Source organism: Pseudomonas sp. BAV 4579 (genome assembly GCF_009765395.1).
GTDB classification, from domain to species: domain Bacteria; phylum Pseudomonadota; class Gammaproteobacteria; order Pseudomonadales; family Pseudomonadaceae; genus Chryseomonas; species Chryseomonas aestiva.
In genome coordinates this window covers 1-23,911 of record NZ_WHOV01000035.1, presented here as the reverse complement: position 1 = coordinate 23,911, position 23,911 = coordinate 1, and the positions used below count along the sequence as shown (strand labels likewise).

Genomic DNA, 23,911 nt, shown 5'->3' with positions numbered 1-23,911 from the left:
CACTTCTTTCGGTTGAAGATCCCGACCGCTAGTCATACGATGACTGACAAAGACCACCACAATGACAAGTCCAGGAGTCTGAGCGTGAAGATCAAACGGATCACCGTCACCCCCATCGCCTTTCGCGATGCCCCGCTGCTCAACGCCAGCGGCATCCATGAACCCTATGCGCTGAGATCCATCATCGAGGTGGAGGGCGACAACGGCCACATCGGTCTCGGCGAGAGCTATGGCGACGCCCCGGTGCTGGCGGTACTCAAGGCCATGGAAAGCAGCCTGGTCGGCCTCTCCGCCTGGGACCTCAATGGCCTGCGTGCCCGGGTGGTGACGACCGTCGCCGGCCTCGCCGGTGGCGTGGTGGCCGGTGCCGAGCTGGCTCCCGGCTCCCATCCGAGCAAGCAGGTGGCCAACGCCTATTCCGCCTTCGAAGTCGCCTTCCTCGATCTGCAGGCACGCTCCCTGGGCATTCCCCTGGTCGAGCTGCTGGGCGGTGCGGTGCGCCGCGAGGTGCCCTTCAGCGCCTACCTGTTCCTCAAGTACGCCGAGCACATCGATGCGCCCTACCAGCCCGATCGCTGGGGCGAAGCCATCAGCCCCGAGCAGGTGGTGGCCCAGGCGGCGCGGATGATTGAGGAGAACGGCTTCCAGAGCATCAAGCTCAAGGCCGGTACCCTGCTTGGCCCGGATCACGAGGCGGCCTGCATCAAGGCGCTGCGCCAGGCCTTTCCCGAGGCACCGCTGCGTATCGACCCCAACGGCAACTGGTCGCTGGAAACGTCCCTGCGCATCGCCGAGGTGCTGAAGGACGACCTGCAGTACTACGAGGATCCGACCCCGGGCCTCGCCGGCATGGCCGAACTGCACCGGCGCACCGGCATCCCCCTGGCCACCAACATGGTGGTCACCGACTTCGACGAATTCCGCCGCAGCGTGGCCCAGAACAGCGTGCAGATCGTGCTCGCCGACCACCACTACTGGGGCGGCCTCAGGGACACCCAGATCCTCGCGCGGCTGTGCGACACCTTCGGCCTGGGCGTCTCCATGCACTCCAACTCGCACCTGGGCATCAGCCTCATGGCCATGACCCACGTGGCCGCCGCGGTACCCAACCTGGCCTATGCCTGCGACACCCACTATCCCTGGCAGGAAGAGGACGAAGAGGTCATCCGGGGCGGCAAGCTGCCGATTCGCAACGGCTGCGTGGCGATCAGCGACGCCCCCGGCCTGGGCGTGGAGCTGGATCAGGACCAGCTCGCCAAGTTGCACGAGCAATTCCTCGCCACCGATATCCGCAGCCGCGACGACGTGCGCCAGATGCGCAAGTACCAGCCGGACTGGGAAACCCGCAAGCCGCGTTTCTAGGCCTTCGCCCCCCGCTCCCACGCCCCTGACGACCGGCCTTGCCGCCGGCCGTCAACGGCTCCGCATCCCGGCGTCGCGGCTGTACAATCCCCTCCGCACAAGGGTGCTCAAGAACAACGAGAAAGCACGCACAGGGAATTGGGGACGATGTTGAACGCACCACGCCTCACCGCACTCATGCTCGGCCTGGGACTGGCGGTCAGCGCCACCCTCGCCCCGGCGCAGGACAGGGATCCGGCGCGCGCCTATGTCGACGCCCTGCTGGCGAAGATGACCCTGGAGGAAAAGATCGGCCAGCTCAACCTGGTGAGCGTCGGGCCGGACTATCCCAAGGAAGCCATCATGGCGGACATCCGCGCCGGCAAGGTGGGCGCCATGTTCAACACCGTGACCCGCCCCGACATCCGCCAGATGCAGGACCAGGTCGTCCACAGCCGGCTGAAGATTCCGCTGTTCTATGCCTATGACGTCATCCATGGCATGCGCACCGTCTTCCCCATCAACCTGGGCCTGGCCAGCACCTGGAATCTCGACGCCATCGCCACCAGCGGGCGCATCTCCGCCCTGGAAGCGGCGGCCGATGGCCTCGACTTGACCTTTTCCCCCACCGTCGACGTCACCCGCGAACCGCGCTGGGGCCGTGCCTCGGAAACCTTCGGCGAAGACACCTGGCTGACCTCGCGCATCGGCGCCACCCTGGTGCACGCCTACCAGGGCGACGACCTGCACGCCCCCGACAGCCTCATGGCCAGCATCAAGCACTTCGGCGGCTATGGCGCCGTGGAAGCCGGACGAGACTACAGCAACGTCGACATGAGTCCGCAGCGGCTCATGCAGGACTACCTGCCGCCCTATCGCGCCGCCGCCGAAGCCGGAGCCGGCGCGGTGATGGTGGCGCTGAACAGCATCAATGGCGTGCCGGCCACGGCCAATCGCTGGCTGCTGCAGGACCTCTTGCGCAAGGACTGGAACTACCAGGGCCTGTTGATCAGCGATCATGGCGCCATCAACGAACTGGTCTTGCACGGCGTGGCCAAGGATACCCGCGACGCCGCCGAACAGGCGCTCAAGGCCGGCGTCGAGCTGAACATGCACGACGACGTCTATGGCAAGCAGCTGCCCGCCCTGCTGGCCGCCGGCAAGGTGACCCAGGCCGAGATCGATCAGGCCGTGCGCGACATGCTGCTGACCAAATACCGCCTGGGCCTGTTCGACGATCCCTATCGCCGCCTGCAGGGTCAGGATCCGGTCGACACCAACGCCGAATCGCGCCTGCACCGCGCCGAGGCGCGCCAGGTGGCCCGCGAGAGCCTGGTGCTGCTGAAGAACGAAAAGGCCGTGCTGCCGCTGCGCAAGGGCGCCACCCTGGCGGTGGTCGGTCCGCTGGCCGACAGTCCGCGCGACGTCATGGGCAACTGGTCCGCCGCCGGCGTGGCCGCCCAGGCCGTCTCCATCCGCCGCGGCCTGGAAAACGCCGTGGCCGGTCAGGGCAAGGTGCTCTATGCCAAGGGCGCCAACCTGCTGGACGACCGCGATGTGCTGGCCTACCTCAACTCCTATGAACCGGCGGTCGCGGTGGACTCGCGCAGCGCCAGCGAGCTGATCGCCGAAGCCGTGGCCACCGCGCGCCAGGCCGAGGTGGTGGTGGCCGTGGTCGGCGAATCCCAGGGCATGGCCCACGAGGCCTCCAGCCGCGCCCGCATCAGCGTGCCCGACACCCAGCGCGAGCTGATCAAGGCGCTCAAGGCCACCGGCAAGCCGCTGGTGCTGGTGCTGATGAACGGCCGCCCGCTGGCACTGGAATGGGAACAGGAGCAGGCCAGTGCGCTGCTGGAAGCCTGGTTCCCCGGCACCGAAGGCGGCAACGCCGTGGCCGATGTGCTGTTTGGCGACCACAACCCCTCCGGCAAGCTGACCATGACCTTTCCCCGCGAAGTGGGCCAGGTGCCGCTGTACTACAACCACCTGAGCAGCGGTCGCCCCTTCGATGCGGCCAAGCCGAACAAGTACACCTCGCGCTACTTCGACATCGTCAACGGTCCGCTCTACCCCTTCGGTTACGGCCTGAGCTACACCACCTTCGACGTCTCGGCGCCGCTGCTGTCCAGCGCCACCCTGAAGAAGGGCGACACCCTGACTGCTCGGGTCACGGTCAAGAACACCGGCAATCGTGCTGGCGCCACCGTCGTGCAGCTCTACCTGCACGACGTCACCGCCTCCCTGGCGCGACCGGTCAAGGAGCTCAAGGGCTTCCAGAAGGTGATGCTGCAACCGGGCGAAAGCCGCGAGCTGGACTTCCCCATCACCGAGGCGGACCTGCGCTTCTACAACAACGACCTCAAGCTGGTCTCGGAACCGGGCGAATTCAAGGTGATGGTCGGCTTGGATTCGGAACGGGTGCGCGAGGGGAGTTTCACACTGCTCTAGGGGGGAGCAGCTCTCACCCCAACCCTCTCCCAGAGGGAGAGGGGGTAGAAGCCTGCGCCTCGATGCCGCCTTGCCTCCCTGCTCGCCCTCACCCCAACCCTCTCCCAAAGGGAGAGGGGGTAGAAGCCGGCACCTCAATGCCACCCTGCCTCCCGTTACCCCCTTCCCCAGGGGAGAGGGGGTAAAGCCTGCTGGTAGATGCCACCGCCTCCCTTCGCACCTTTGCCGCCCCCTCTCCCTCCGGGAGAGGGTTGGGGTGAGGGAAAGAGTGCGCTCCTTGAAGCCGAACCGTTGGGCTTCGCTGGCGCTCAACCCCACCTACAGGACCCGTAGGTGGGGTTGAGGCGGCGCTATCGCCGAAGCCCAACGAATCGAACCAGGCCTCGTAGAGGCAGGCTCGCGGCCGATCATGCCCGGCCCGTATTACAGTCCGTTATACGCAAGCAACGACTTGCTCTAGGCTAGAGCCTTCGGGACCAACAATAAGCAACTGCGATATAACGTTCAGTCAATGAAGAATCTCGCCAGCCTCAACGCCATCATGTCGCGCCTGCACGCCAGGCAGCTGCGCCTGCTCATCGCCCTGGCGGAAAAAGGTTCACTGCTCAACGCCGCGGAAGGCCTGGGGCTCACGCAGCCGGGCGCCAGCAAGGCGCTCAAGGAGCTGGAGTCCACCCTGGGAGTCGAGTTGTTCCTGCGCACCAACCGCGGCCTGCTGCCGACCCCGGCGGGCACCTGCGCCATTCGCTTCGCCCGCCTGATCCAGGCCGACCTGGACAACCTGCGCCATGAGCTGCACGCCATCGCCAGCGGCTCGGGCGGCAAGCTGGCCATCGGCACCATCATGGGCGCCGTGCCCCTGCTCACCCACGCCATCTCGCGGCTGCTGGAATTGCAGCCGCGGCTGTCCATCGAGGTGGTGGAGGACACCAGCACGACCCTGCTCGGTCTGATCGACCAGGGACGGCTGGACGCGGCCATCTGTCGCCTGTCGGTGAGCGAGCGGCCGGAAAGCTACGACACCCTGGTCATCAAGGACGAGTCCCTCGCGGTCATCGCCCACGCCTCCCATCCGGCCGCCCGGCGCGAGCGGGTCGAGCTGCAGGATCTTTCCGACAGTCGCTGGGTGGTCTATCGGGCCAACATGCCCATGAGGCGCACCCTGGAACACGAATTCTTCGAGGCGCAGCTACCCTTTCCCCTGCACCTGATCGAGACCACCTCGGCGCTGACCACCCTGTCGCTGCTGAGTCGCGATCCGCGGCTGGTGGCGCTGGTCTCGGTCGAGGTGGCGGACTACGTCTGCCAGCATGGCCTGGTCAGTCGCCTGCCGCTGCAGCTCCGGTCCCCTAGCGAACCCTATGAGCTGGTCTCGCGGCGCAGCGCCCAGCAGAATCCGGCGTTCGCGCTGCTGGTGGAATCGCTCTACGCGATCCAGCAGGAGGACTGAGCGGTCCGGCACTCCCGCTCAGGGCGTGCGACTCGTCTCCGCAGGCGCCGCTCGGGCCGCCTTCGCCGCCGCGGCGATGGCTTCGCTGGAGTGCTCCGCGCAGCAGTCGTCCTGCCAGCGATGACGGCGCGTCAGCTGCCCGATGCCCGGATTGAAGGCATTGGTCGGATCGAGCTGGCGATAGTGCCGCTCCAGTTCCGGCGCCGCGGCGTAGAGGTGACCGACATTGTGCTCGGCGGGATACCGGGCGCCGCGGGCATCCAGCAGGGCCAGCAGGCGACGCTTGAGCGCCGCGCAGTCCCGGCCCTTCTTCACCAGGTATTCCTGATGCAGCACATGGCAGAAGAAGTGCCCGCAATACATGGTCACCTCGATCTGCTCCGCCAGCTCCGGCGGCAGGGTCTCGAACCAGTCCTGGGTGTTGCGCGGCAGGGCGATGTCCAGGGCGAGGATGTCTTCCACGCGGTCCCGGTGCACCGCCCGGTAGCGGTTGATGGCATTGCCGACCGCGAAGCGATTGAGGAAGGCGGCGTTGCCCTCCGCCGCGTCGCACTCGATGAAGTCCGCGTCCGCGCTGGGCAGCCAGGCCTGCAGATAGGCGCGCGCCTCGTCGATGCCCTCTTCGCCCATCTTGAGCAGCAGGTGATGCTCGAAGCGCTCGGCGAAGGCATTGAGCCGCGCTGGCAGATGCTCGGGCAGCGGCGCGGCGAGGCGTTGTAGGAGTCGGTCGCCGAGCTGGGCGCCCAGGCCCAGGCGTTCGCTCAGGGCATCGAAGCGGGTCTTCCAAGCAAAGGCCTGGGGTACCCGCTGCGCACCGCAACGCTGGATGAACAGGAACAGATCCTTGCCGTAGGTGCGACTGAGCTCATAGGCCGTGCGGTGCATGTACTCGCCGGCAATCGGCAGAGAGGCGAAATTGACCAGGATGTGCCGGCGGATGGCTTCCAGGTCGGCCGCTCGATTGGAGCCGATGTAGAACACCCGGGTGTTGCGATCGGCGGCAAAGGTATCCAGGCGCAGGGCGAACACGGCGAGCTTTCCGGCCGAGCCCGAGGCCTCGTAGAGCCGCCGCGGATCGGCGTTGTAGCGCGCCGGGGTGGCCGAGGCCACGTCGCGGACATGGCGGGCGTATTCGCGATCGGAGGCCATGGCCCCGACCGGGTCCTGCACGACGCTGTCGTCGAAGCGGCCCTCGTCGAGCCGGGTAAGGATCTCTTCGGGAGTATCGCCCAGCGCCAGGCCCAGATGGTTGACCAGTTGCAGGTGCCCGGCCTCGTCGATGCGGGCGAACAGCGACAGCTGGGTAAAGGCCGGTCCGCGACGGATCAGCGAGCCGCCGGAATTGTTGCAGACGCCACCGGTGACGGAGGCGCCGATGCAGGTCGAGCCGATCACCGAATGGGGCTCGCGCCCCAGGGGTTTCAGCGTCGTCTCCAACTGACTCAGGGTCACGCCTGGCTGGGACAGCACCTGCTCGCCCTGGCGCAGCAGGGCCAGGCGGGTCAGGCGCAGGGTGTTGATCAGCACCACCGGCCGGTCGTAGCCCTCGGCCACCGGGGTGGAGCCGCCGGTCAGACCGGTGTTGGCGGCCTGGCAGATGATGATGGTCCCGGCGCCGTGGCAACGCTGCAGCACCCGCCACATCTCCAGCAGGCTGCCGGGCTGGACCACGGCGAGCACCGCTCCGCCGCCATAGCGGATTCCCAGGCGGAAGCGCCGGGTCGCGGCGTCGCCCTGCAGGACATGACGCCGCCCGACGATGGTTTGCAACTCGCTGACCAGATCCATGACGTCCTCTTCACTGGTAAAGAAAGCGGAAGCGAACGGCGGTCGCTCCCGATCGAAAACGCGCGGCGATCCCGGCGTGGCTACTCGGCCAGCAGCCCGGTGGTCGACTGACCGGGCCGCCGGGTCACCCACAGCATCAGCGCCGCGCACACCAGCAGGCAACCCCCGAGCAGCATCAGCCCCCCTTGCGCCGAGCCGAACAGCGTCGTCAGCAGCCCCAGCAGATAGGGTCCGGCAAAGCCCCCCAGGTTGCCGAAGGAGTTGATGACGGCGATGCCGGCCGCCGCGGCGGCACCCTGCAGGAAGGCGCCGGGCAGCCCCCAGAACAGCGCGATGGCGCTCAGGCTGCCACCCACGGCGAAGGCGACCCCCAGGATCATCAGCAGGAGGTGCTGGGGAAAGGCCGCGCAGAGGATCAGGCCGATACCGGCCAGTACCGACATCAGGGCGCCATAGGCGCGCTGGTTACCCGTGCGCTGGGCCTGACGGGTGATCCAGACCATGGTCGCCGCGCCGAACACATAGGGGATGGCGGTGATGAGGCCGATGTCCAGGACCGAGGCCACCCCGGCGTTCCTGATGATGGTCGGCACCCAGAAATTGATGCCGTAGTTGCCGAGCATCAGCAAGACGTAGATGCCGGTCAGCAGCCAGATGATGGGCAGGGCATACAGGCGCTTCAGGGCGATGCGGGGCTTTTCCGCGGCCTCCACGGCGAGGCGCCGGGTGAGCTCGGCCTTTTCCTGCACGTTCAGCCACTTGGCATCCTGGATGCCGTTGTCCAGCAGGCAAAGCACCACCACCCCGACCACCACGGCCGGTACGGCCTCGATGACAAACATCCACTGCCAGCCGGCCAGCAGGCTGCTGCCGCCCATGTAGTACATGATGGCGCCGCTGAGCGGACCACCGAAGATGAAGGACACCGGATTGCCGAGGATGACGATGGCCATCATGCGGCTGTGCAGCGCCGAGGGAAACCAGTAGGTCAGGTAGAGGATGACCCCTGGGAAGAAGCCCGCCTCGCAGACGCCGAGCAGGAACCTCAAGCCGTAGAAGGTCAGCTCGTGGCTGATGCCCAGCCACTGGGCGATGGGTCCGGTGAAGGCCATCAGCGCCGAGACCAGGCCCCAGGTGATCATGATGCGGGCGATCCACAGCTTGGCGCCGACGCGATGCAGCATCAGGTTGCTGGGGACTTCGAAGATGAAGTAGCCGATGAAGAAAATGCCGGCGCCCAGGCCGTAGGCCGCGTCGGACATACCGAGGTCGCTGAGCATGGCGAGCTTGGCGAAGCCGACATTGACCCGATCGAGATAGGCGATGATGTAGCCGAGCAGCAGCAGGGGCAGCACGCGCCAGGCGACCTTGCGATAGAGCGGATCGAACGGCACCGGGGCTGTGGTGGTACTGGGATGGGCCATGATGTTTCGCGTCCTTTAATTGTTGTGATTGTCGCGAGGGTGTTGCAGGGCAGCCGTCGCTCATCCGCAGCCCATTGCCCGCCCGGAACGAGTCGAGGCGCAAGGCAGGACGGCGGACGACGCTGCAGCGGAAGGGCTTGCTGCTACGGACGACAGGACCTCAGAGCGAGGCCCTGATCAGTTGGGCATAGTCCTCCGCCGAGGCTTCCCGGGGATTGGTCTGATGGCTGTGATCGGCCAGGGCGCCGCTGACGATGCGCGGGATGAGTCCCGTATCGACGCCCATCTGCGCCAGTCCCGTCGGCAGCCGCAGGGCTTCGGCCTTGTGCGCCAGCGCCTGCTCCACCGACAGTTGCGTCGGCAATTGCATGGCCTGGGCGAGGCGTTCGAGTTTCTCGTCGCGGATCACCGATTCCGCGCTCCGGTTGAAGGCCACCACGGCCGGCAGCAGGACCGCGTTGAGGGTGCCATGGTGCAGCCGCGGATCGATGCCACCCAGCGAGTGACTCAGGCTATGCACGCAGCCCAGCCCCTTCTGGAAGGCCAGTGCCCCCTGCAGCGAGGCGCTGAGCATCTGGGTACGGGCTTCCAGGTTGTTGGGCTCGTTGAACGCCAGCTCCAGATGGCGCCAGGCCCGGCGCAGGCCGTCCAGGGCGATGCCCTCGGCCGGCGGATTGAAGCCGGGCGCGAGAAAGGTCTCGATGCAGTGGGCCACCGCGTCCATGCCCGTGGCGGCGGTCAGGTGCGGCGGTAGGCTGAGCGTCAGCAGCGGATCGCAGATGGCCACCCGCGGGATGACATGGGGCGAGAGGATGCCGACCTTGCGGCCATCGTCGAGGATGATGATGGCGCCGCGTCCCACCTCGCTGCCGGTGCCGGCCGTGGTCGGAATGGCCACGATGGGCACCGTCGCCGCGGTGATGCGCGTCAGGCCGCCTTCGATGAGGGCGAACTGTTTCAGCGGTCCGGGATGGCGCGCGGACACGGCGATGGCCTTGGCCAGGTCGATGGGCGACCCGCCGCCGACGGCGATGATGCCGTCGCAGTCCGCGTCCCGGAAACAGGCGACGCCCTCGCGGGTGGCGGCCTCGGTGGGATTGGCCGGGGTGGCGTCGAACACCTGGTAGGCGGCCAGGGGATTGAGCGCCATCAGTTGCTCGATGAGACCGGCAGCCACCACGCCCCGATCGGTGACGATCAGCGGTCGCTGGAAGCCCAGCCGCGCGTTGACCTCGGCCAGTTCGGCCGCACAGCCGGCGCCGAAGCGGATCTCCGTTACATAGTTGATTATCGCCATGACCCGTCCTGTTATTCTTGAAATTGATAGACGGCCCGACTATAGCGAGGCGCTTCCGCGCCAAATACTGAGAGGTAGCGATAGCGGTATAACCGGGAGGCAACCCAGCGTATTCAGGTAGCGCGGAGCTATCGTGCGCCCTCGCTGGACGCCCCAACACCCGCGGTGCACGGGCCCGGATCGCCTGGTCGCTACCTCTTGCTCTGGAGTCTCGATGCCCACCCTTACCCTGGCCGCCGCCCAATCCGTTTCGCTCGCCGGCGATCTTGCCGCCAATCTGCGCACCCATCTCGACTTCATCGCTGCCGCGGCCGACGCCGGAGTGGAGCTCCCGCTGTTTCCGGAATTGTCCCTGACCGGCTATGAACCGACCCTGGCGGCAGCGCTGACGCTGGACGGTGCCGATGCGCGCCTGCGGCCCCTGCGCGAGGCCTGCCGCGTCGCCGGGCTCACGGCCGTGGTCGGGGCGCCGATCCAGGGTCCGACGGGGCTGCAGATCGGTGCGCTGATCCTCGGCGCCGATGGCCGCTGTCGCGTCCACACCAAGCAATACCTGCATCCAGGCGAGACACCGCCCTTCGTCCCCGGTAACGGCGGGGATTTGCTGGAGGTACGGGACGTAAAGGCCGCCCTGGCCATCTGCGCCGACAGCAATCACCCGGCCCATGTCGATGCCGCCCGCGCCCGGGGCGCCGATCTCTACCTGGCCTCGGCAGTGATAGGTCCGACCGGCTATCCCGCCGACAGCGCCCAACTGGCCGGCCATGCCCGGCGGCTGAACATGGCCGTGCTCATGGCCAACCACGGCGGACCCACCGGCGGCTATGCCTGCGTGGGTCGCAGTGCCTTCTGGCAGGCCGATGGCCAGTGCCTGGTCGCGGCGCCAGGAGACGGCCCCTGCCTGGTGATCGTCCGCCGGCACGCCGGTGTTTGGCAGGGCGAGCTACGCGCCTTGCGATCCTGATCGCTGCACGGCGCAATCCTCTGACTAAAAAGCGGCTAGCGGGTCACGCCACGACCGGAATGGCAATTTGATATCCCGATCCTTCTGCGACTAAAGGTCACACATCACACGCCGATAAGGCTCTGACATCCCTGTTCAGAACATCGCCAAGGATGCCTTTCGCAGCGTGAAAGACGCTGTAACCGCAGGAGCGACACCATGGCCTTGAACACCATTCGGACCCGCTATACCCTGATTTTTTTCGGCTTCATCGGCGCGACCCTCGCGGCCACCGTCATCGGCATCCGCCTGTGGGTGACCCCGGATCTGGTCGCCGCGGGTGAATCCGCCGTGCTCACCCGCGTCAACGAGGTGGGCACCCGCATCTATCGCGAACTCAACCAGATCCAGGCGCAGCAGCGCTCCATCACCCAGACCGTGCCGCTGCTGGACAGCGCCGCCATCGACCGGGTACTGCCCGGCCTGGTGGACCAGTATGGCGATGCCAAGGTGTTCGGCGGCGGTATCTGGCCGCTGCCCAACCAGCGCGAACAGGGGCGCGACAAGTTCAGCACCTTCTATCACCGCGATGCCGGCGGCAAGCTGATCGTCAACACCCACTGGAACTCCCCCGAGTCGCTCAACTACTGGGAGCAGCCCTGGTTCCAGGCCGGCCTCAAGAGCCCCGCCGGCCAGTGCGTCTGGGCCGCCGCCTACAAGGACGCCGCCAGCGCCGAGCCGCGCACCAACTGCGCCATGGCCATCCAGCGCGACGGCAAGGCCTTTGGCGTCTCGACCATCGACCTCACCCTGGGCTTCTTCAATCCCCTGGTGGACAGCCTGCGCAAGGAACTCGACGACACCGACATGATGATCGTCGAGGCCGATGGCAAGATCCTCAGCAACCTCAGCGAACTCGGTGATTCGCAGATCCTGAACAACGTCTCGGGCTATGCCGCCCGTTCGCCCTTCGTCGCCGCCATCCAGCAGAACCTCGGCAAGCTCAAGGGTGAGGCGGTGGTGCGCGACACCTATGTCGACGAGCACGGCACGCCGCACACCTTCTTTTTGCGCCCGCTGGCCGGCACACCCTGGCTGCTGGCCACGGCGCTGCCCACTTCGCTCATCGCGGCGACCAACACCGGCATCCTCAAGACCCTGGCGGCGATCCAGCTGCCGCTGGTCCTGCTGCTGGTGGGCATCATGGTGCTGGCGCTCGGCAAGCTGATGGGTCGCCTGGGCCTGCTGCAACGCAACATCGAATCGCTCTCCGCCGGCGATGCCGACCTGACCCGACGCATCCCGGTGCACGGCAAGGACGAGGTGGATGCAGTGGCCGGCGCGGTCAACGGCTTCATCGGCTATCTGCAGCGACTGATCGGCGAGGTGGGCGACGCCACCGACCGCATCGACACCGGCCTCAAGCAACTGCACGGCCAGGCCCAGCAGAACGGTGCCATCCTGGCCCGCCATGCCAGCGAAACCGACCAGGCGGTGACCGCCATCACCGAGATGAGTGCCACCTCCGACTCCGTGGCCCGCAGTGCCAGCGATACCGCCTCCCTCACCCAGGCCGCCAACGGCCAGGCCGAGCGTTCCCGCGCCGTGGTCCAGCAGGCCTCCGCCAGCGTGTTCGCCCTGGTCGACCAGGTGGAAGACGCCACCCTCAAGGTGCAGGCCATGCAGGGCGATGCCCAGCGCATCAACGATGTCCTTGGGGTGATCGGCGAGATCGCCGGCCAGACCAATCTGCTGGCGCTCAACGCCGCCATCGAGGCGGCCCGGGCCGGCGAGCAGGGGCGTGGCTTCGCAGTGGTGGCTGACGAGGTCCGCGCCCTGGCCGGACGCACCCAGCAGAGCACCGCCGAGATCAACGAGATGCTCAGCCGCTTGCAGCAGGGCGTGAGTTCCGCGGTGGCGGCCATGGAAGTGACCAAGACCAGTTGCCAGAGCACCGCCGAGAATACCCGCGAGGTCACCAACGGCCTGGACGAGATGAGCGGTTCGGTGGTGCGCATCAGCGACCTGTCGACCCAGATCGCCGCGGCCGCCGAGGAGCAGAGCGCGGTGGCTGGCGAGATCAATCAGAACATGGTTGCCGTACGCTATATCGTCGACGATCTGGTCACCAGCGGGCAGCGCACCGCCGAGAGCACCGCGGCGGTGCAGTCGTCCAATGAGCAGCTGATCGCGGTGGTCCGGCGCTTCCGGGTGAAGTGACCCAGACGCCGCACCATGAAAAAGCCGGGCACTGCGCCCGGCTTTTTCGTTTCAGCCCACCAGATGCAGGAAATGCATGTGGCGTTCGTACTGGTCGAGGATGTCGCCGATGACGTCCTCGCGCGACCAGCCCATAACGTCATGGTCCTGGCCCCCCTCGCGCAGATAGACCTGGGCACGGAAGTACTTGCGCTCCTCCCCCGGCTCGCTGCCCATGACGAAACTGGGCATGGCGTAGGCGTGGGGTCTTACCTGGTAGACGAACTGGGGCTGCTCGGCCGGACCGACATACAGCCGCACCCCGCCATCCTCGCGGTCTTCCACGCCGCAGACATAGCCCTGCTTGCGCCATTCCTCGGCCACCGCCAGGCAGGCCGGCTTGGCCACCTCGCCGATGAAGCGCACCACGTGACTACGCCGCGGAAACATCGCCAGGCCGCGCAGCCGGCGCTGCCAGCCCCCCGGCGTGCGACTGGTCGGCGGGGTGAGGCTCAGCGATTGATGGCGCAGGCCGCGTTTGGTGGCGTCCAGCTTCAAGGCCTTGAGCAGGCCATGCATGCTGAACAGCAGGGCGATGGTGAACGGCAGGGCACTGGCGATGGTGGCGGTCTGCAGCGCCTTGAGGCCGTCCGCGAGAAGCAGCGCGATGGCCACCAGGCCCATGCTGGCGCCCCAGAACACCCGCTGCCAGACCGGCGTCTGGTCCTGGCCGCCGGAGGCCAGCATATCCACCACCATGGCGCCCGAGTCGGCCGAGGTGACGAAGAACACCACCACCATGACGATGGCGATCAGCGAGATCACGCTGGCGAAGGGGAAGTGCTCCAGGAAGGCAAACAGCGCCAGGGAGCTGTCCTGGGATACGGCGGCGGCCAGGTCGGTGATGCCCTCGGTGAGGATCATGTGAATGGCGGTGTTGCCGAACACGGTCATCCACAGCAGGGTGAAGCCGGCCGGCACCAGCAGCACGCCGGAGACGAATTCGCGGATGGTCCGGCCGCGCGAGATGCGCGCGATGAACAGCCCGACAAAGGGCGACCAGGCCAGCCACCAACCCCAGTAGAACAGCGTCCAGCCGCCGATCCAGTCGGTGGGTCGATAGGCGTTGAGATTGAGGGTGCGGCTGACGATCTCGCTGAGATAGCCGCCGGTGTTCTCGACGAAGGTCTGCAGGATCAGCACGGTGGGACCGAGGATGATCACGGTCAGCATCAGCAGCACCGCCAGCCCCAGGTTGAGTTCCGACAGCCGCCGCACGCCCTTGTCCAGCCCCGAGACCACCGAGAGGGTGGCCAGCGCCGTGGTGATGACGATCAGGCCGATCTGCACCGGGGTGGACACCGGCACGCCGAACAGCACATTGAGCCCGGTGTTGATCTGCGACACGCCGAAGCCCAGGGAGGTGGCGACGCCCAGCACCGTGCCGATGATGGCGAAGATGTCCACCGCATGGCCGATGGGGCCGTAGATGCGCTCGCCGATCAGCGGATAGAGCGCCGATCTCAGGGTCAGCGGCAGGCCATGGCGATAGCTGAAATAGGCCAGGATCAGGGCGACGATGGCGTAGATCGACCAGGCGTGCAGGCCCCAGTGGAAGAAGGTGATGCGCATGGCCTGGCGCGCGGCGTCCACCGTCTGGCCATCGGCATAGGGCGGATTGAGAAAGTGCATCACCGGCTCGGCGACGCCAAAGAACATCAGGCCAATGCCCATGCCGGCGGAAAACAGCATGGCGAACCAGGTGGTGTTGGCGTAGTCCGGTTCGCTGTGGTCCGGGCCGAGCTTGATGTCGCCATAGCGACTCATGCCGAGAAACACCACGGTGCCGAGGATGATGGCCACGGCGAGGATGTAGAACCAGCTCAGGTTGGTGATGATCCAGCCCTGAATGGCGGCGAACAGCCACTGGGCATTCGCCTGGAACAGGCTGGCATAGAGCACTAGCGCGAGTAGCAGCAAGGTCGAGGTCCAGAAGACCGGAGGACTGAAGGTGGGACGAGCGGCAGATTCTCCCTGGCCGGTCATAAAAGGGCTCCTGTTCATGAAGTGCGCACAGGTTGACTGCCCTCGGCCTGAATCGTTTCGCTGACGGCGTCCGTTGAACGGCACATGCCGCTTGGCGAGATCGTCCTGATCGTTGCGACGCTAAGGGCTGGGTGCGCCAGCCATGACCTACCTGGCGGGCGCTCTGGCCAATCCACGAAACCAGCGGGCTGGCGCCATGCCGAAGGCCTGGCGGAAATGTTTCGTCATGTGACTCTGGTCGTAGAAGCCCGCCGCCACGGCCGCGTCGGCCAGCCCCAGTCCCAGGCGCACGTGTAGCCGTACCCGGTCGAGGCGGCGCAGGGTCAGGTAGCGATGGGGACTGGTACCGAAGTAGGCGCGAAAATCCCGGGTCAGACTCCAGCGGTCACGGCCAGCGCAACGGGCCAGGTCGTCGAGGGTGACGGCCTGGTCGAGGTTGTCCTCCAGGTATTCACGAGCGCGCAGCGCCGCGGCGAAATCGACCCGCCCGCGACTGGGCCAGGCCTGGCAGACCTCCGCGAGGGTGGCGACCAGGCCATAGAGGGCATCGTCGCGCCCCAGGGCATCGGGGTGCTCGTCGAGGCGGGCGAACACCGCATCGGTGGCGCGTGCCAGGCGCGGATCCAGGGAGACACCCTCACGATGGAAGGGCAAGGGCCGCCCGCCAAGGATGTCCTGCACCAGGGCCGGCGGCACATAGAGCATCCGATAGCGAAAGCCGCAGGCGGCGCCGGCGCGGCCGTCGTGGACCTCGTCCGGGTGGAACACCATGGTCTCGCCCGGCAGGCTGCTGGCCTTGGCGCCGCGATAGGAAAAGCTCTGCACCCCGGCCAGGGTGCGGCCGATGGCATAGGTCGCATGGCGATGGGGATCGAAGGCATGGCCGCTGAAAAAGGCCTCGATGGACTCCAGCTCATCAAAGGCCGGGGCGTGACGTACCCAGTCCGTGGCACCGGGCAATTCGATCTGGGTACTCATGGCGACTCCTCCGGCGCTCAGCCTAGCAGACCGCGCCAGGCGTCATGGAACAGCAGCAGGGCACACGCGACCAGACTCAGCCCCAGCAGCAGATTTACTCCGCGCAAGCCACGTCCTTGCACCAGGTAACGCCCGAGCAGCGCGCCAAGCACCGCGTAGCTGGCCGGGGCACCGCCCGCCGACAGGGCCAGGGGCAGCGACCAGAGGGCGATTTTGCCACCGGTCACCTGAGCCGCCGGAAACATCACCGTGGCGATGGGCAGTACCGCCAGCCAGCCCTTGGGATTGAGCCCCTGGATCAGCAAGCCGCGGGCGAAGGTCAGCCGCGTTGCGGCGCCCTCCTCCTCTCCCGCCGCCGTCGGCGGCGCGGCCCGGGCGATGCGATAGCCGAGGTACAGGCAATAGCCACCGCCCAGGAGCGCCAGCCACGGCAGCAGCGCCCCCGAGACCAGAACCGCGCCGGCATAGCCCAGGGCCAGAAACAGGATCAGCATGGCGCAGCCCACCCCGGCATAGAAACCCAGCGCCCGGCGGGCCTGGCCGCGCAGACCGGCGTTCAGCCCCAGGGCGTTGACCGGACCGGGGCTGTACATGACGCTCAGGGCATAGAGGACGATTTCCAAGGGACACCTGTCAGGCTTCGAGAAGGAGACCCAGGCTAGCCAGCACGTCCGGTCCTGGCTTGTACGTCTGTGGCTCTTTCACCTTGAGAGTCATCGTATGACTCGGCAGAATCGGCCATTCCCTGTCCTGTCGCGGAGTCGCTCTTGTCCGGTGATCGCAACGCCCCGTCCTGGCCTGGTCGTCCCGCTGGCAAGCCACCGACCCTAAAGGACGTGGCCCGCCTGGCCGGGGTCTCGCCGATCACCGTTTCGCGCACCCTCAACCAGCCGGAAATCGTCCGCCCGGCATTGCGTGAGAAAGTCTTTCGCGCGGTGCGCGAGAGCGGCTACCAGCCGGCCATGCTCACCACCGGCAGCGCGCCCCTGGAGAGTCGGCTGATCGCCATCCTGGTACCCACCATCGTCAATTCCATCTTCGCCGACACCGTGCAGGCGCTCATGCAGACCCTGACCGAGGCCGGCCACCAGACCCTGCTGGGCCTGACCGACTATTCCGCCGAACGCGAGGAGCGGCTGCTGGACGCCCTACTGCGTCGCCGCCCCGACGCCATGGTGCTGACCGGCACCCTGCACACGGCCGCCAGCCGACTGCGCCTGTCACAGGCCGGCATTCCGCTGGTGGAATGCTGGGACCAGGGCGAGCGACCGCTGGACATGCTGGTGGGCTTTTCCCATGTCGCGGTGGGCCAGGCCGTCGCCCAGGAGCTACTGGCGCGCGGCTATTCCCAGTTCGTCAGCCTGACCCTGGACGATCCCCGCGGACGGCTGCGTCGCGATGCCTTCCGTGACGAACTGGCCATCCACGGACTGGCCGCGCCAGTTGATGTCAGCCTGCCACCGCCGGCCACCCCGGCACTGGGTCGCCAGGGCCTGGCCCGCCTGCTCGCCGCTGGCGCCTACCCCGAGGTGGTGGTCTGCAGCTCCGACACCCTCGCCCACGGAGTGCTGGCCGAAGCCCATGCCCGCGGCTTGCGAATACCGGAAGAGCTGGCCGTGATGGGCTTCGGCAACCTGGCCAGCGCCGCCCATCTGATCCCGGCGCTGAGCACCGTGGACGTGCGCGGCGCCGCGATGGGCACCCATGCCGCGGGGGCCCTGCTCGCCCGTCTGGCAGGCGCGGAGACACAGCTGCAACGGGATACCGGCTTCGAACTGGTCATGCGCGAGAGTACGCGCTGACGCTTGAATGATTGCGTAATCAGCTTAGCGTCCTCCTGCAGGTGCCGGCCTCGCCGCCGGCTTTGCCCGCTGAAAAGGACAATAACAATGCGCACTTCCCCTGAGCCGTCGCGGCGCACTCGCGTCCGCTATCTCGTCCTGGCGATGATCTTTCTGGTGACGGTATTCAACTACGTCGACCGCGCCACTCTCTCCATCGCCGCGCCGGCCCTGCGTCACGACCTCGGCTTCGACGCCGTGGCCATGGGTCTGGCCTTCTCGGCCTTCGGCTGGGCCTACACCGCCATGCAGATTCCCGGCGGCATCGTGCTCGATCGCTTCGGCTCGCGGCTGGTGCTGGGCGCCAGCCTGATTCTCTGGTCGGTACTGACCTTCCTGCAGGGCTACGTCGAATTCTTCTCCTCGGCGCTGCTGGCGCTGTTCGTGCTGCGCTTCCTCATGGGCGTGGCCGAGTCGCCGGCCTTTCCGGCCAACAACCGTCTCACGGTGATGTGGTTCCCGCGCCAGGAGCGCGGCCTGGCCACCGCCATCTTCCAGTCGGCGCAGTACTTCGCCCTGGCGGTGTTCACGCCACTGATGGTGATCCTGCTCAACCAGTTCGGCTGGGAGCACGTGTTCTTCTGGACCGGCGGCGCCGGCATCCTCATCGGCCTGCTGTGGTTCGCCACCGTGCAGGAGCCCCGGCACGACAAAAGGGTCAGCCAGAGCGAGCTGGACCATATCGAAGCCGGCGGCGGTCTGCCCGACCTGGGCGACACCCGGGCGCCCTTCAGCTGGCGCACCTTCAAGGCCATCAGCGGCAACCGCATGATGCTCGGCATCTACCTGGGGCAATTCTGCCTGACCACCATCACCTGGTTCTTCCTCACCTGGTTTCCGACCTACCTGGTCGAGGCCAAGGGGCTGACCATGCTCAAGGTCGGCCTGATCGCCGCCATCCCGCCGGTGGCGGGCTGCCTGGGCGGCGTGATCGGCGGACTCTGGTCGGACGGCATGCTGCGCCGCGGCTACAGCCTCACCGCCGCGCGCAAGACGCCGATCATCGTCGGCCTGCTGCTTTCCAGCAGCATCGTGGTGGCCAACTACACCCAGTCCATCGACCTGGTCACCCTGGTGATGTCCATCGCCTTCTTCGCCAAGGGCGTGGGCAACCTCGGCTGGTGCATCGTCGGCGACGTCTCGCCCAAGCGCGCCATGGGTGTGAGCGGCGCCCTCTTCAACTTCTGCGGCAACATCGCCAGCATCGTCACCCCGCTGGCCATCGGCCTGATGATCAACCAGCTCGGCTCCTTCGACGTGGCCCTCACCTACGTCGCCGCCATGGGCCTGCTCGGCGCCTTCTCCTACCTGGTCATCGTCGGTCCGCTCAAGCGCCTGGACCTTGGCGAACTCAACGACGAGCCAGCCGCCACCGCCGACGCCGCCCTGCCTGCCACCCGTCCCTGATCCCTCACCCTGGAGCATCCTCATGACCGACACCTCCTACAGCGCCGACCAGGACCGCATCGCCTGGGTCCGCCTGGCTTCCGTGTTCCTGCCGCTGGCCACCCCCATCAGCGACGCCAAGGTGCTCACCGGCCGGCAGAAGCCAATGACCGAGATCGCCATCCTCTTCGTCGAGATCGAGACCCGCGACGGCCAGCGCGGCCTGGGCTTCAGCTATTCCAAGCGCGCCGGTGGCCCCGGCCAGTTCGCCCACGCCCGGGAAATCGCCCCGGTGCTGCTCGACGAGAATCCCAGCGACATCCAGAAGCTCTGGACCAAGCTCTGCTGGGCCGGCGCCTCGGTGGGGCGCAGCGGTCTCGCCACCCAGGCCATCGGCGCCTTCGACGTGGCCCTCTGGGACCTCAAGGCCCGTCGCGCCAACCTTTCCCTGGCGCGCCTACTGGGCGCCCAGCGCGATTCGGTGCGCTGCTACAACACCTCCGGCGGCTTCCTGCACACGCCGCTGGAGCAGTTGCTGGTGAACACCGATGTCTCCCGCGAGAAAGGCATCGGCGGCATCAAGCTCAAGGTCGGCCAGCCCGACTGTGTCCTGGATCTGGAACGTGTCTCCCGCGTGCGCCGCCACCTGGGCGACAGCTTCCCGCTGATGGTCGACGCCAACCAGCAATGGGACCGACCCACCGCCCAGCGTATGTGCCGGCGCTTCGAGGAATTCAACCTGATCTGGATCGAGGAGCCGCTGGACTGCTACGACGCCGAGGGTCACGCCGCCCTGGCCGCGGCCTTCGACACCCCCATCGCCACTGGCGAGATGCTGACCAGCATTGCCGAGCACCAGGAATTCATCCGCCTGCGCGGTGCCGACTTCCTGATGCCCGACGCGCCGCGGGTTGGCGGCATCACGCCCTTCCTCAAGGTGGCCGCCCTGGCCGAGCAGGCTGGCGTGATGCTGGCACCGCACTTCGCCATGGAATTGCACGTGCACCTGGCCGCCACCTATCCCACCGAGCCCTGGGTGGAACACTTCGAATGGCTGGAGCCGCTGTTCAACGAACGCCTGGAAACCCGTGACGGGCGGATGCAGGTACCGACCCGTCCGGGTCTCGGGCTGTCCCTGAGCGAGCGGGTACCCGGCTGGACGGCGCAGGAAGCGGAATTCGGCCGGCGCGCCTGACCCTCGCTCTGGCACTCGAACTCCGCCGGGGTGTGGCACTCTATCCAGGCCAAGGCCTGGAAGAGAACGCCCATGTTCGGATCGCTGCGCAGTCGTCTGATTGCCTTGCTGCTGATGCTCGGCGGCATGGCCGTCGGGGTCGGCTGGCTGATGATCCTGCTCTTGCGCCAGTCGGAAAGCGCCCAGCTCGGCCAGGCCACGGTGGAGGCCGAGCAGGCCTGCCAGGCCATCGCCAGCAGCTATCGTTTCTACAGCAATGGCTGGTCCGGCCCTACCGCTGGCCTCGCCGATCCGGCGCTGCAGCGCAGTCTCGGCGGCGTGGCCAGTGTCGCCCTGCTGCGTTATCACGGCATGGCCGGCGGTCTCTGGCAGGAACAGGCGGGACTGCTGGCCGATGCCAGTCCCTTCCCCCTGTCCGCCGCCGAACGCCAGCACCTGGCCGATCTTTCCGCCGCGACCCTGGCCGAGGCACGCAGCCTGAGCGACAGCTTCAGCGCGGACGGCGCCACGGTGCTGGTCGCCGCCTGCCCACTGTCCGGCCCCATCCCCGATCTCGCCGCCTGGACCCTGACCCGCCTGACCTTCGCCGAGGGCAGCGGTCAGCGCCAGCTGAAACTGGGCCTGGGCCTGCTGCTGCTGGCCATGCTCGCCGCCACCCTGCTGCTCGGTCGACTCACCTGGCAGTGGTCGCGGCATGTCGCGCGAGTCGAGCGCGATCTGGGCGCCAGCGACAGCCACGACCTGCCCACCCTCGCCCTCACCGGCGAACGCGAGCTGGATCGGGTGCTGGCGGCGCTCAACCAGGCCGGGCAGCGCCTGACCCAGGCACGGGACGAGGCCCAGCGGCTGACCACCCAGGTCCACGCCAGTGAACGGCTAGCCGCCCTTGGCCGGGTAGCCGCTGGGGTCGCCCACGAGATCCGCAATCCGCTGGCCGCCATGCGCCTCAAGGCCGAGAACGCCCTGGCCGGCGACAGCGGCCGTCAGCAACGCGCGCTGGGCGCCATCCTGCTGCAGGTCACCCGCCTCGACCGCCTGCTGCGCCGCCTGCTCGATCTCACCCAGCCGCTGCACCTGCAACCGACCGCCATCGAACTGCCGGTCTTCTGCGGCGAGGTGCTGGCCGGTCACGAAGACCAGGCCGCCCAGCGCGGCATCCGCCTGACCGCCAGGGTGGCCGTCGAGCAGGGCTATTTCGATCGCGACGCCCTGGCCCGCGCCCTGGACAACCTGCTGCTCAACGCCCTCCAGGCCGCCCCGGCCGCCAGCGAGATCCGCCTCGACGTCAGCCGCCGCGGCGACTGGCTGGTACTGGCGGTGGAAGACGCGGGCCAGGGACCACCTGCAGAATTGCGCGCCCAGCTCTTCGAGCCCTTCGTCACCGGTCGCCCCGAAGGCACCGGCCTGGGGCTGGCCCTGGTCCGCGAGACCGCCCGCGCCCACGGCGGCGAGGCGCGCCTGATCGACCCCTCCGTTCCCACTCGCTTCGAGATCCTCCTGCCATGCCAACCCTGCTGATCATCGACGACGACGCCGGTCTGCGCGACGCCCTGGCGGAAACCGCCGCAGACCAGGGCTACCGGGTACTGCAGGCCGACGGGGGTGAAGCGGGCCTGCAGCGCCTGGCGCAGGAACCGGTGGACGCCGTGCTGCTCGACCTGCGCATGCCCGGGCTGGATGGCCTGGAGGTGCTGGCGCGCATTCGCGCCCGCCCCGAGCCGCCCGCGGTCACGGTGCTGACCGCCTTCGCCAGCGCCGGCAACACCATCGAGGCCATGCGCCTGGGCGCCTTCGACCACCTCACCAAGCCCATCGGCCGAGAAGAACTAATCCGGGTGCTGGCTGGCATGACCGCCCAGCGCGGCCCGGCCAGCGTGCCGCCGACCGCGGTCGAAGGCCATACGCTGGTGGGCGGCAGCGACGCCCTGCGCCAGGTGCAGAAGACCATCGGCCGCCTGGTGGACAGCGAGGCCACGGTGCTGGTCACCGGCGAGACCGGCACCGGCAAGGAACTGGTGGCCCGCGCCATCCACGAACACGGCAAGAGACACAGGGCGCCCTTCGTGGCGGTCAACTGCGCCGCCATCCCGCCGGACCTGCTGGAAAGCGAACTCTTCGGCCATGTGCGCGGCGCCTTCAGTGGGGCCACCGCCAATCGCCTCGGTGCCTTTCGCGAGGCCCAGGGCGGCACCCTCTTTCTCGACGAGATCGGCGACATGCCGCTGCCGATGCAGGCCAAGATCCTCCGCGCCCTGCAGGAACGCGAAGTGACCCCAGTGGGTGGCGCACCGGTACGGCTGGACGTACGGCTGGTAGCGGCCACCCACCGCGACCTGGCCCAGCGGGTCGCCAGCGGCGACTTCCGCGAAGACTTCTTCTATCGCCTGCACGTGGTGCCCATCCACCTGCCGGCGCTGCGCGAGCGGCGAGCCGACATCCTGCCGCTGGCCGAGCACTTCCTCGCCGCCAGCGGTCGCGTGCTGGCGGACGATGCCGCCGCCCTGCTCTTGCGCCACTCCTGGCCCGGCAACGTGCGGGAATTGCGCAACGCCATCCAGCGCGCCGCGACCCTGGCCCAGGGCGAGCGCATCGTCGCCGCCGACCTGGCCTTCCTACAGGGCGAGACGCCGGATGAGTTAGCCATCGACGCCAGCTGGCCAGAGGAGACCCTGGCCGAAGCTACCGCACGCCTGGAACGCCTGCTGATCGAGCGCGCCCTGCAGCGCAGCGACGGCAATCGTGCCGAAGCGGCCCGCCGCCTGGGCATCCATCGCCAGTTGCTCTATACAAAGCTGAGTCGGCTCGGCCTGGGTGTCGGTGCAGACGACAGCCCCGCCTAGGCTGTCCGCTTTGCCGACAGGACTGTCCGCCAGCCGGACGCAATGCCTGGCCCGGATGGCCACTTAAATTCGCAAGCTATTGATTTATAAAATAAATTAAAGTTGGCACAGGCCCTGCAATAGCCTAATCGTCAACCACCGCAGGAGTCATCCATGCCTACCAAGACCCAAACCCTCGTGATCGGGACCTTCGCCCTGCTGTCCGTCAGCGGCCTCGTCCTGGCACAAACCGCACCCGCCGGCAGTACCGCCACCACCACCGCAGCCAGCGCCCAGATCCCTACCCAGCAGGGCCAGCTCAAGCAGTTCCTGCTCAATCCCCGCGGCGATATCGACGGCCTGATCCTGGCCGACGGCACCGAGGTCAACACCCCGCCGCACCTGTCCGAGCAACTGGCCGCCACCTTCAAGCCGGGTGACAGCATCAACGTCGCCGGCCTGCGCGCCGCCAGCCTGCCACTGGTCCAGGCGGTCTCCCTGACCAATGTCCAGACCGGCAAGACGGTCACCGATGAAGGCCCGGATCGCGTGGGCGGTCGCCGTCCGCCGGCGCCCCCGGCACCTGGCACCGAGCGCGATGGCGACAGCCTCCAGGGCCAGATCGTCCAGCTGCTGCACGGTCCCCGCGGCGACGTGAACGGCGCCCTGCTGCAGGACGGCACCGCCCTGCGCCTGCCGCCCCATGAGGCCCTTCGCCTGCAAGCCCTGCTCAAGCCCTGTCTCTTATACACATCT

17 protein-coding genes and 1 pseudogene are annotated in these 23,911 nt (G+C 67.5%); 12 read left to right on the top strand and 6 right to left on the bottom strand.

Annotated features, from left to right (window positions below; all coding sequences use genetic code 11):
- Positions 1-84 precede the first annotated feature (84 nt).
- The 3 genes from GSQ95_RS09410 to GSQ95_RS09400 all read left to right on the top strand — a co-directional run bounded on the left by GSQ95_RS09410 (position 85) and on the right by GSQ95_RS09400 (position 5,239).
- Positions 85-1,362 carry a glucarate dehydratase family protein gene (locus GSQ95_RS09410; protein ID WP_158894923.1) on the top strand — a complete coding sequence of 426 codons (1,278 nt, stop codon included), beginning with the start codon at positions 85-87 and terminating at the stop codon, positions 1,360-1,362.
- 147 nt (positions 1,363-1,509) lie between these two features.
- A complete protein-coding gene (gene bglX, locus GSQ95_RS09405; RefSeq protein ID WP_158894926.1) occupies positions 1,510-3,789 on the top strand; it encodes a beta-glucosidase BglX in 2,280 nt (759 codons plus the stop codon).
- A gap of 511 nt (positions 3,790-4,300) precedes the next feature.
- Positions 4,301-5,239 (top strand): LysR family transcriptional regulator, encoded by a 939-nt coding sequence (locus GSQ95_RS09400; protein WP_158894929.1) that lies wholly within the window; start codon positions 4,301-4,303, stop codon positions 5,237-5,239.
- 18 nt (positions 5,240-5,257) lie between these two features.
- Here the strand turns inward: GSQ95_RS09400 and dld are convergent, their stop codons facing one another.
- The 3 genes from dld to GSQ95_RS09385 form a co-directional block, all read right to left on the bottom strand.
- On the bottom strand, positions 5,258-7,027 hold the full coding sequence (dld, locus tag GSQ95_RS09395) for a D-lactate dehydrogenase (RefSeq protein ID WP_158894931.1): 1,770 nt from the start codon (positions 7,025-7,027) through the stop codon (positions 5,258-5,260).
- A gap of 80 nt (positions 7,028-7,107) precedes the next feature.
- Positions 7,108-8,451 (bottom strand): MFS transporter, encoded by a 1,344-nt coding sequence (locus GSQ95_RS09390; RefSeq protein ID WP_158894933.1) that lies wholly within the window; start codon positions 8,449-8,451, stop codon positions 7,108-7,110.
- Between the two features lie 160 nt (positions 8,452-8,611).
- Positions 8,612-9,748, bottom strand: a complete 1,137-nt coding sequence (locus GSQ95_RS09385) for an iron-containing alcohol dehydrogenase (RefSeq protein WP_158894935.1) — start codon at positions 9,746-9,748, stop codon at positions 8,612-8,614.
- Positions 9,749-9,962: 214 nt separating this feature from the next.
- Between GSQ95_RS09385 and GSQ95_RS09380 the strand changes: the two genes are divergently transcribed.
- From GSQ95_RS09380 to GSQ95_RS27120, 3 genes and pseudogenes are all read left to right on the top strand, one after another.
- Entirely contained in the window at positions 9,963-10,712 is a 750-nt protein-coding gene (locus GSQ95_RS09380; RefSeq protein WP_158894937.1) for a carbon-nitrogen hydrolase family protein, read from the top strand.
- A 198-nt stretch (positions 10,713-10,910) separates the two neighbouring features.
- Positions 10,911-12,050, top strand: a pseudogene (locus tag GSQ95_RS27125) (cache domain-containing protein); the annotation flags it as partial.
- A 153-nt stretch (positions 12,051-12,203) separates the two neighbouring features.
- Entirely contained in the window at positions 12,204-12,911 is a 708-nt protein-coding gene (locus GSQ95_RS27120) for a methyl-accepting chemotaxis protein (RefSeq protein ID WP_372241637.1), read from the top strand.
- Positions 12,912-12,962: 51 nt separating this feature from the next.
- Here GSQ95_RS27120 and GSQ95_RS09370 read toward each other — a convergent pair whose 3' ends face one another.
- From GSQ95_RS09370 to GSQ95_RS09360, 3 genes are all read right to left on the bottom strand, one after another.
- The gene (locus GSQ95_RS09370; protein WP_133859933.1) at positions 12,963-14,936 is read right to left on the bottom strand and encodes a choline BCCT transporter BetT; all 1,974 of its coding nucleotides are present in this window, start codon (positions 14,934-14,936) and stop codon (positions 12,963-12,965) included.
- A gap of 147 nt (positions 14,937-15,083) precedes the next feature.
- Positions 15,084-15,914: an AraC family transcriptional regulator gene (locus tag GSQ95_RS09365; protein ID WP_158894941.1), complete on the bottom strand. Its 831-nt coding sequence runs from the start codon at positions 15,912-15,914 to the stop codon at positions 15,084-15,086.
- A 17-nt stretch (positions 15,915-15,931) separates the two neighbouring features.
- Positions 15,932-16,537 carry a LysE family translocator gene (locus tag GSQ95_RS09360; protein ID WP_158894943.1) on the bottom strand — a complete coding sequence of 202 codons (606 nt, stop codon included), beginning with the start codon at positions 16,535-16,537 and terminating at the stop codon, positions 15,932-15,934.
- Between the two features lie 144 nt (positions 16,538-16,681).
- Here GSQ95_RS09360 and GSQ95_RS09355 point away from each other — a divergent pair, with 144 nt between their 5' ends.
- The 6 genes from GSQ95_RS09355 to GSQ95_RS09330 all read left to right on the top strand — a co-directional run.
- On the top strand, positions 16,682-17,716 hold the full coding sequence (locus tag GSQ95_RS09355) for a LacI family DNA-binding transcriptional regulator (RefSeq protein WP_158894945.1): 1,035 nt from the start codon (positions 16,682-16,684) through the stop codon (positions 17,714-17,716).
- Positions 17,717-17,803: 87 nt separating this feature from the next.
- Positions 17,804-19,162: an MFS transporter gene (locus GSQ95_RS09350; protein WP_158894947.1), complete on the top strand. Its 1,359-nt coding sequence runs from the start codon at positions 17,804-17,806 to the stop codon at positions 19,160-19,162.
- Positions 19,163-19,184: 22 nt separating this feature from the next.
- Positions 19,185-20,336 (top strand): mandelate racemase/muconate lactonizing enzyme family protein, encoded by a 1,152-nt coding sequence (locus GSQ95_RS09345; protein WP_158894949.1) that lies wholly within the window; start codon positions 19,185-19,187, stop codon positions 20,334-20,336.
- 72 nt (positions 20,337-20,408) lie between these two features.
- A complete protein-coding gene (locus GSQ95_RS09340; protein ID WP_158894951.1) occupies positions 20,409-21,854 on the top strand; it encodes a PAS domain-containing sensor histidine kinase in 1,446 nt (481 codons plus the stop codon).
- Positions 21,839-23,176 carry a sigma-54 dependent transcriptional regulator gene (locus GSQ95_RS09335; RefSeq protein ID WP_158894953.1) on the top strand — a complete coding sequence of 446 codons (1,338 nt, stop codon included), beginning with the start codon at positions 21,839-21,841 and terminating at the stop codon, positions 23,174-23,176. The genes GSQ95_RS09340 and GSQ95_RS09335 overlap by 16 nt, the downstream gene beginning before the upstream one ends.
- A gap of 153 nt (positions 23,177-23,329) precedes the next feature.
- A partial coding sequence (locus GSQ95_RS09330; RefSeq protein WP_158973783.1) for a hypothetical protein occupies positions 23,330-23,911 on the top strand: 582 nt, incomplete at its 3' end.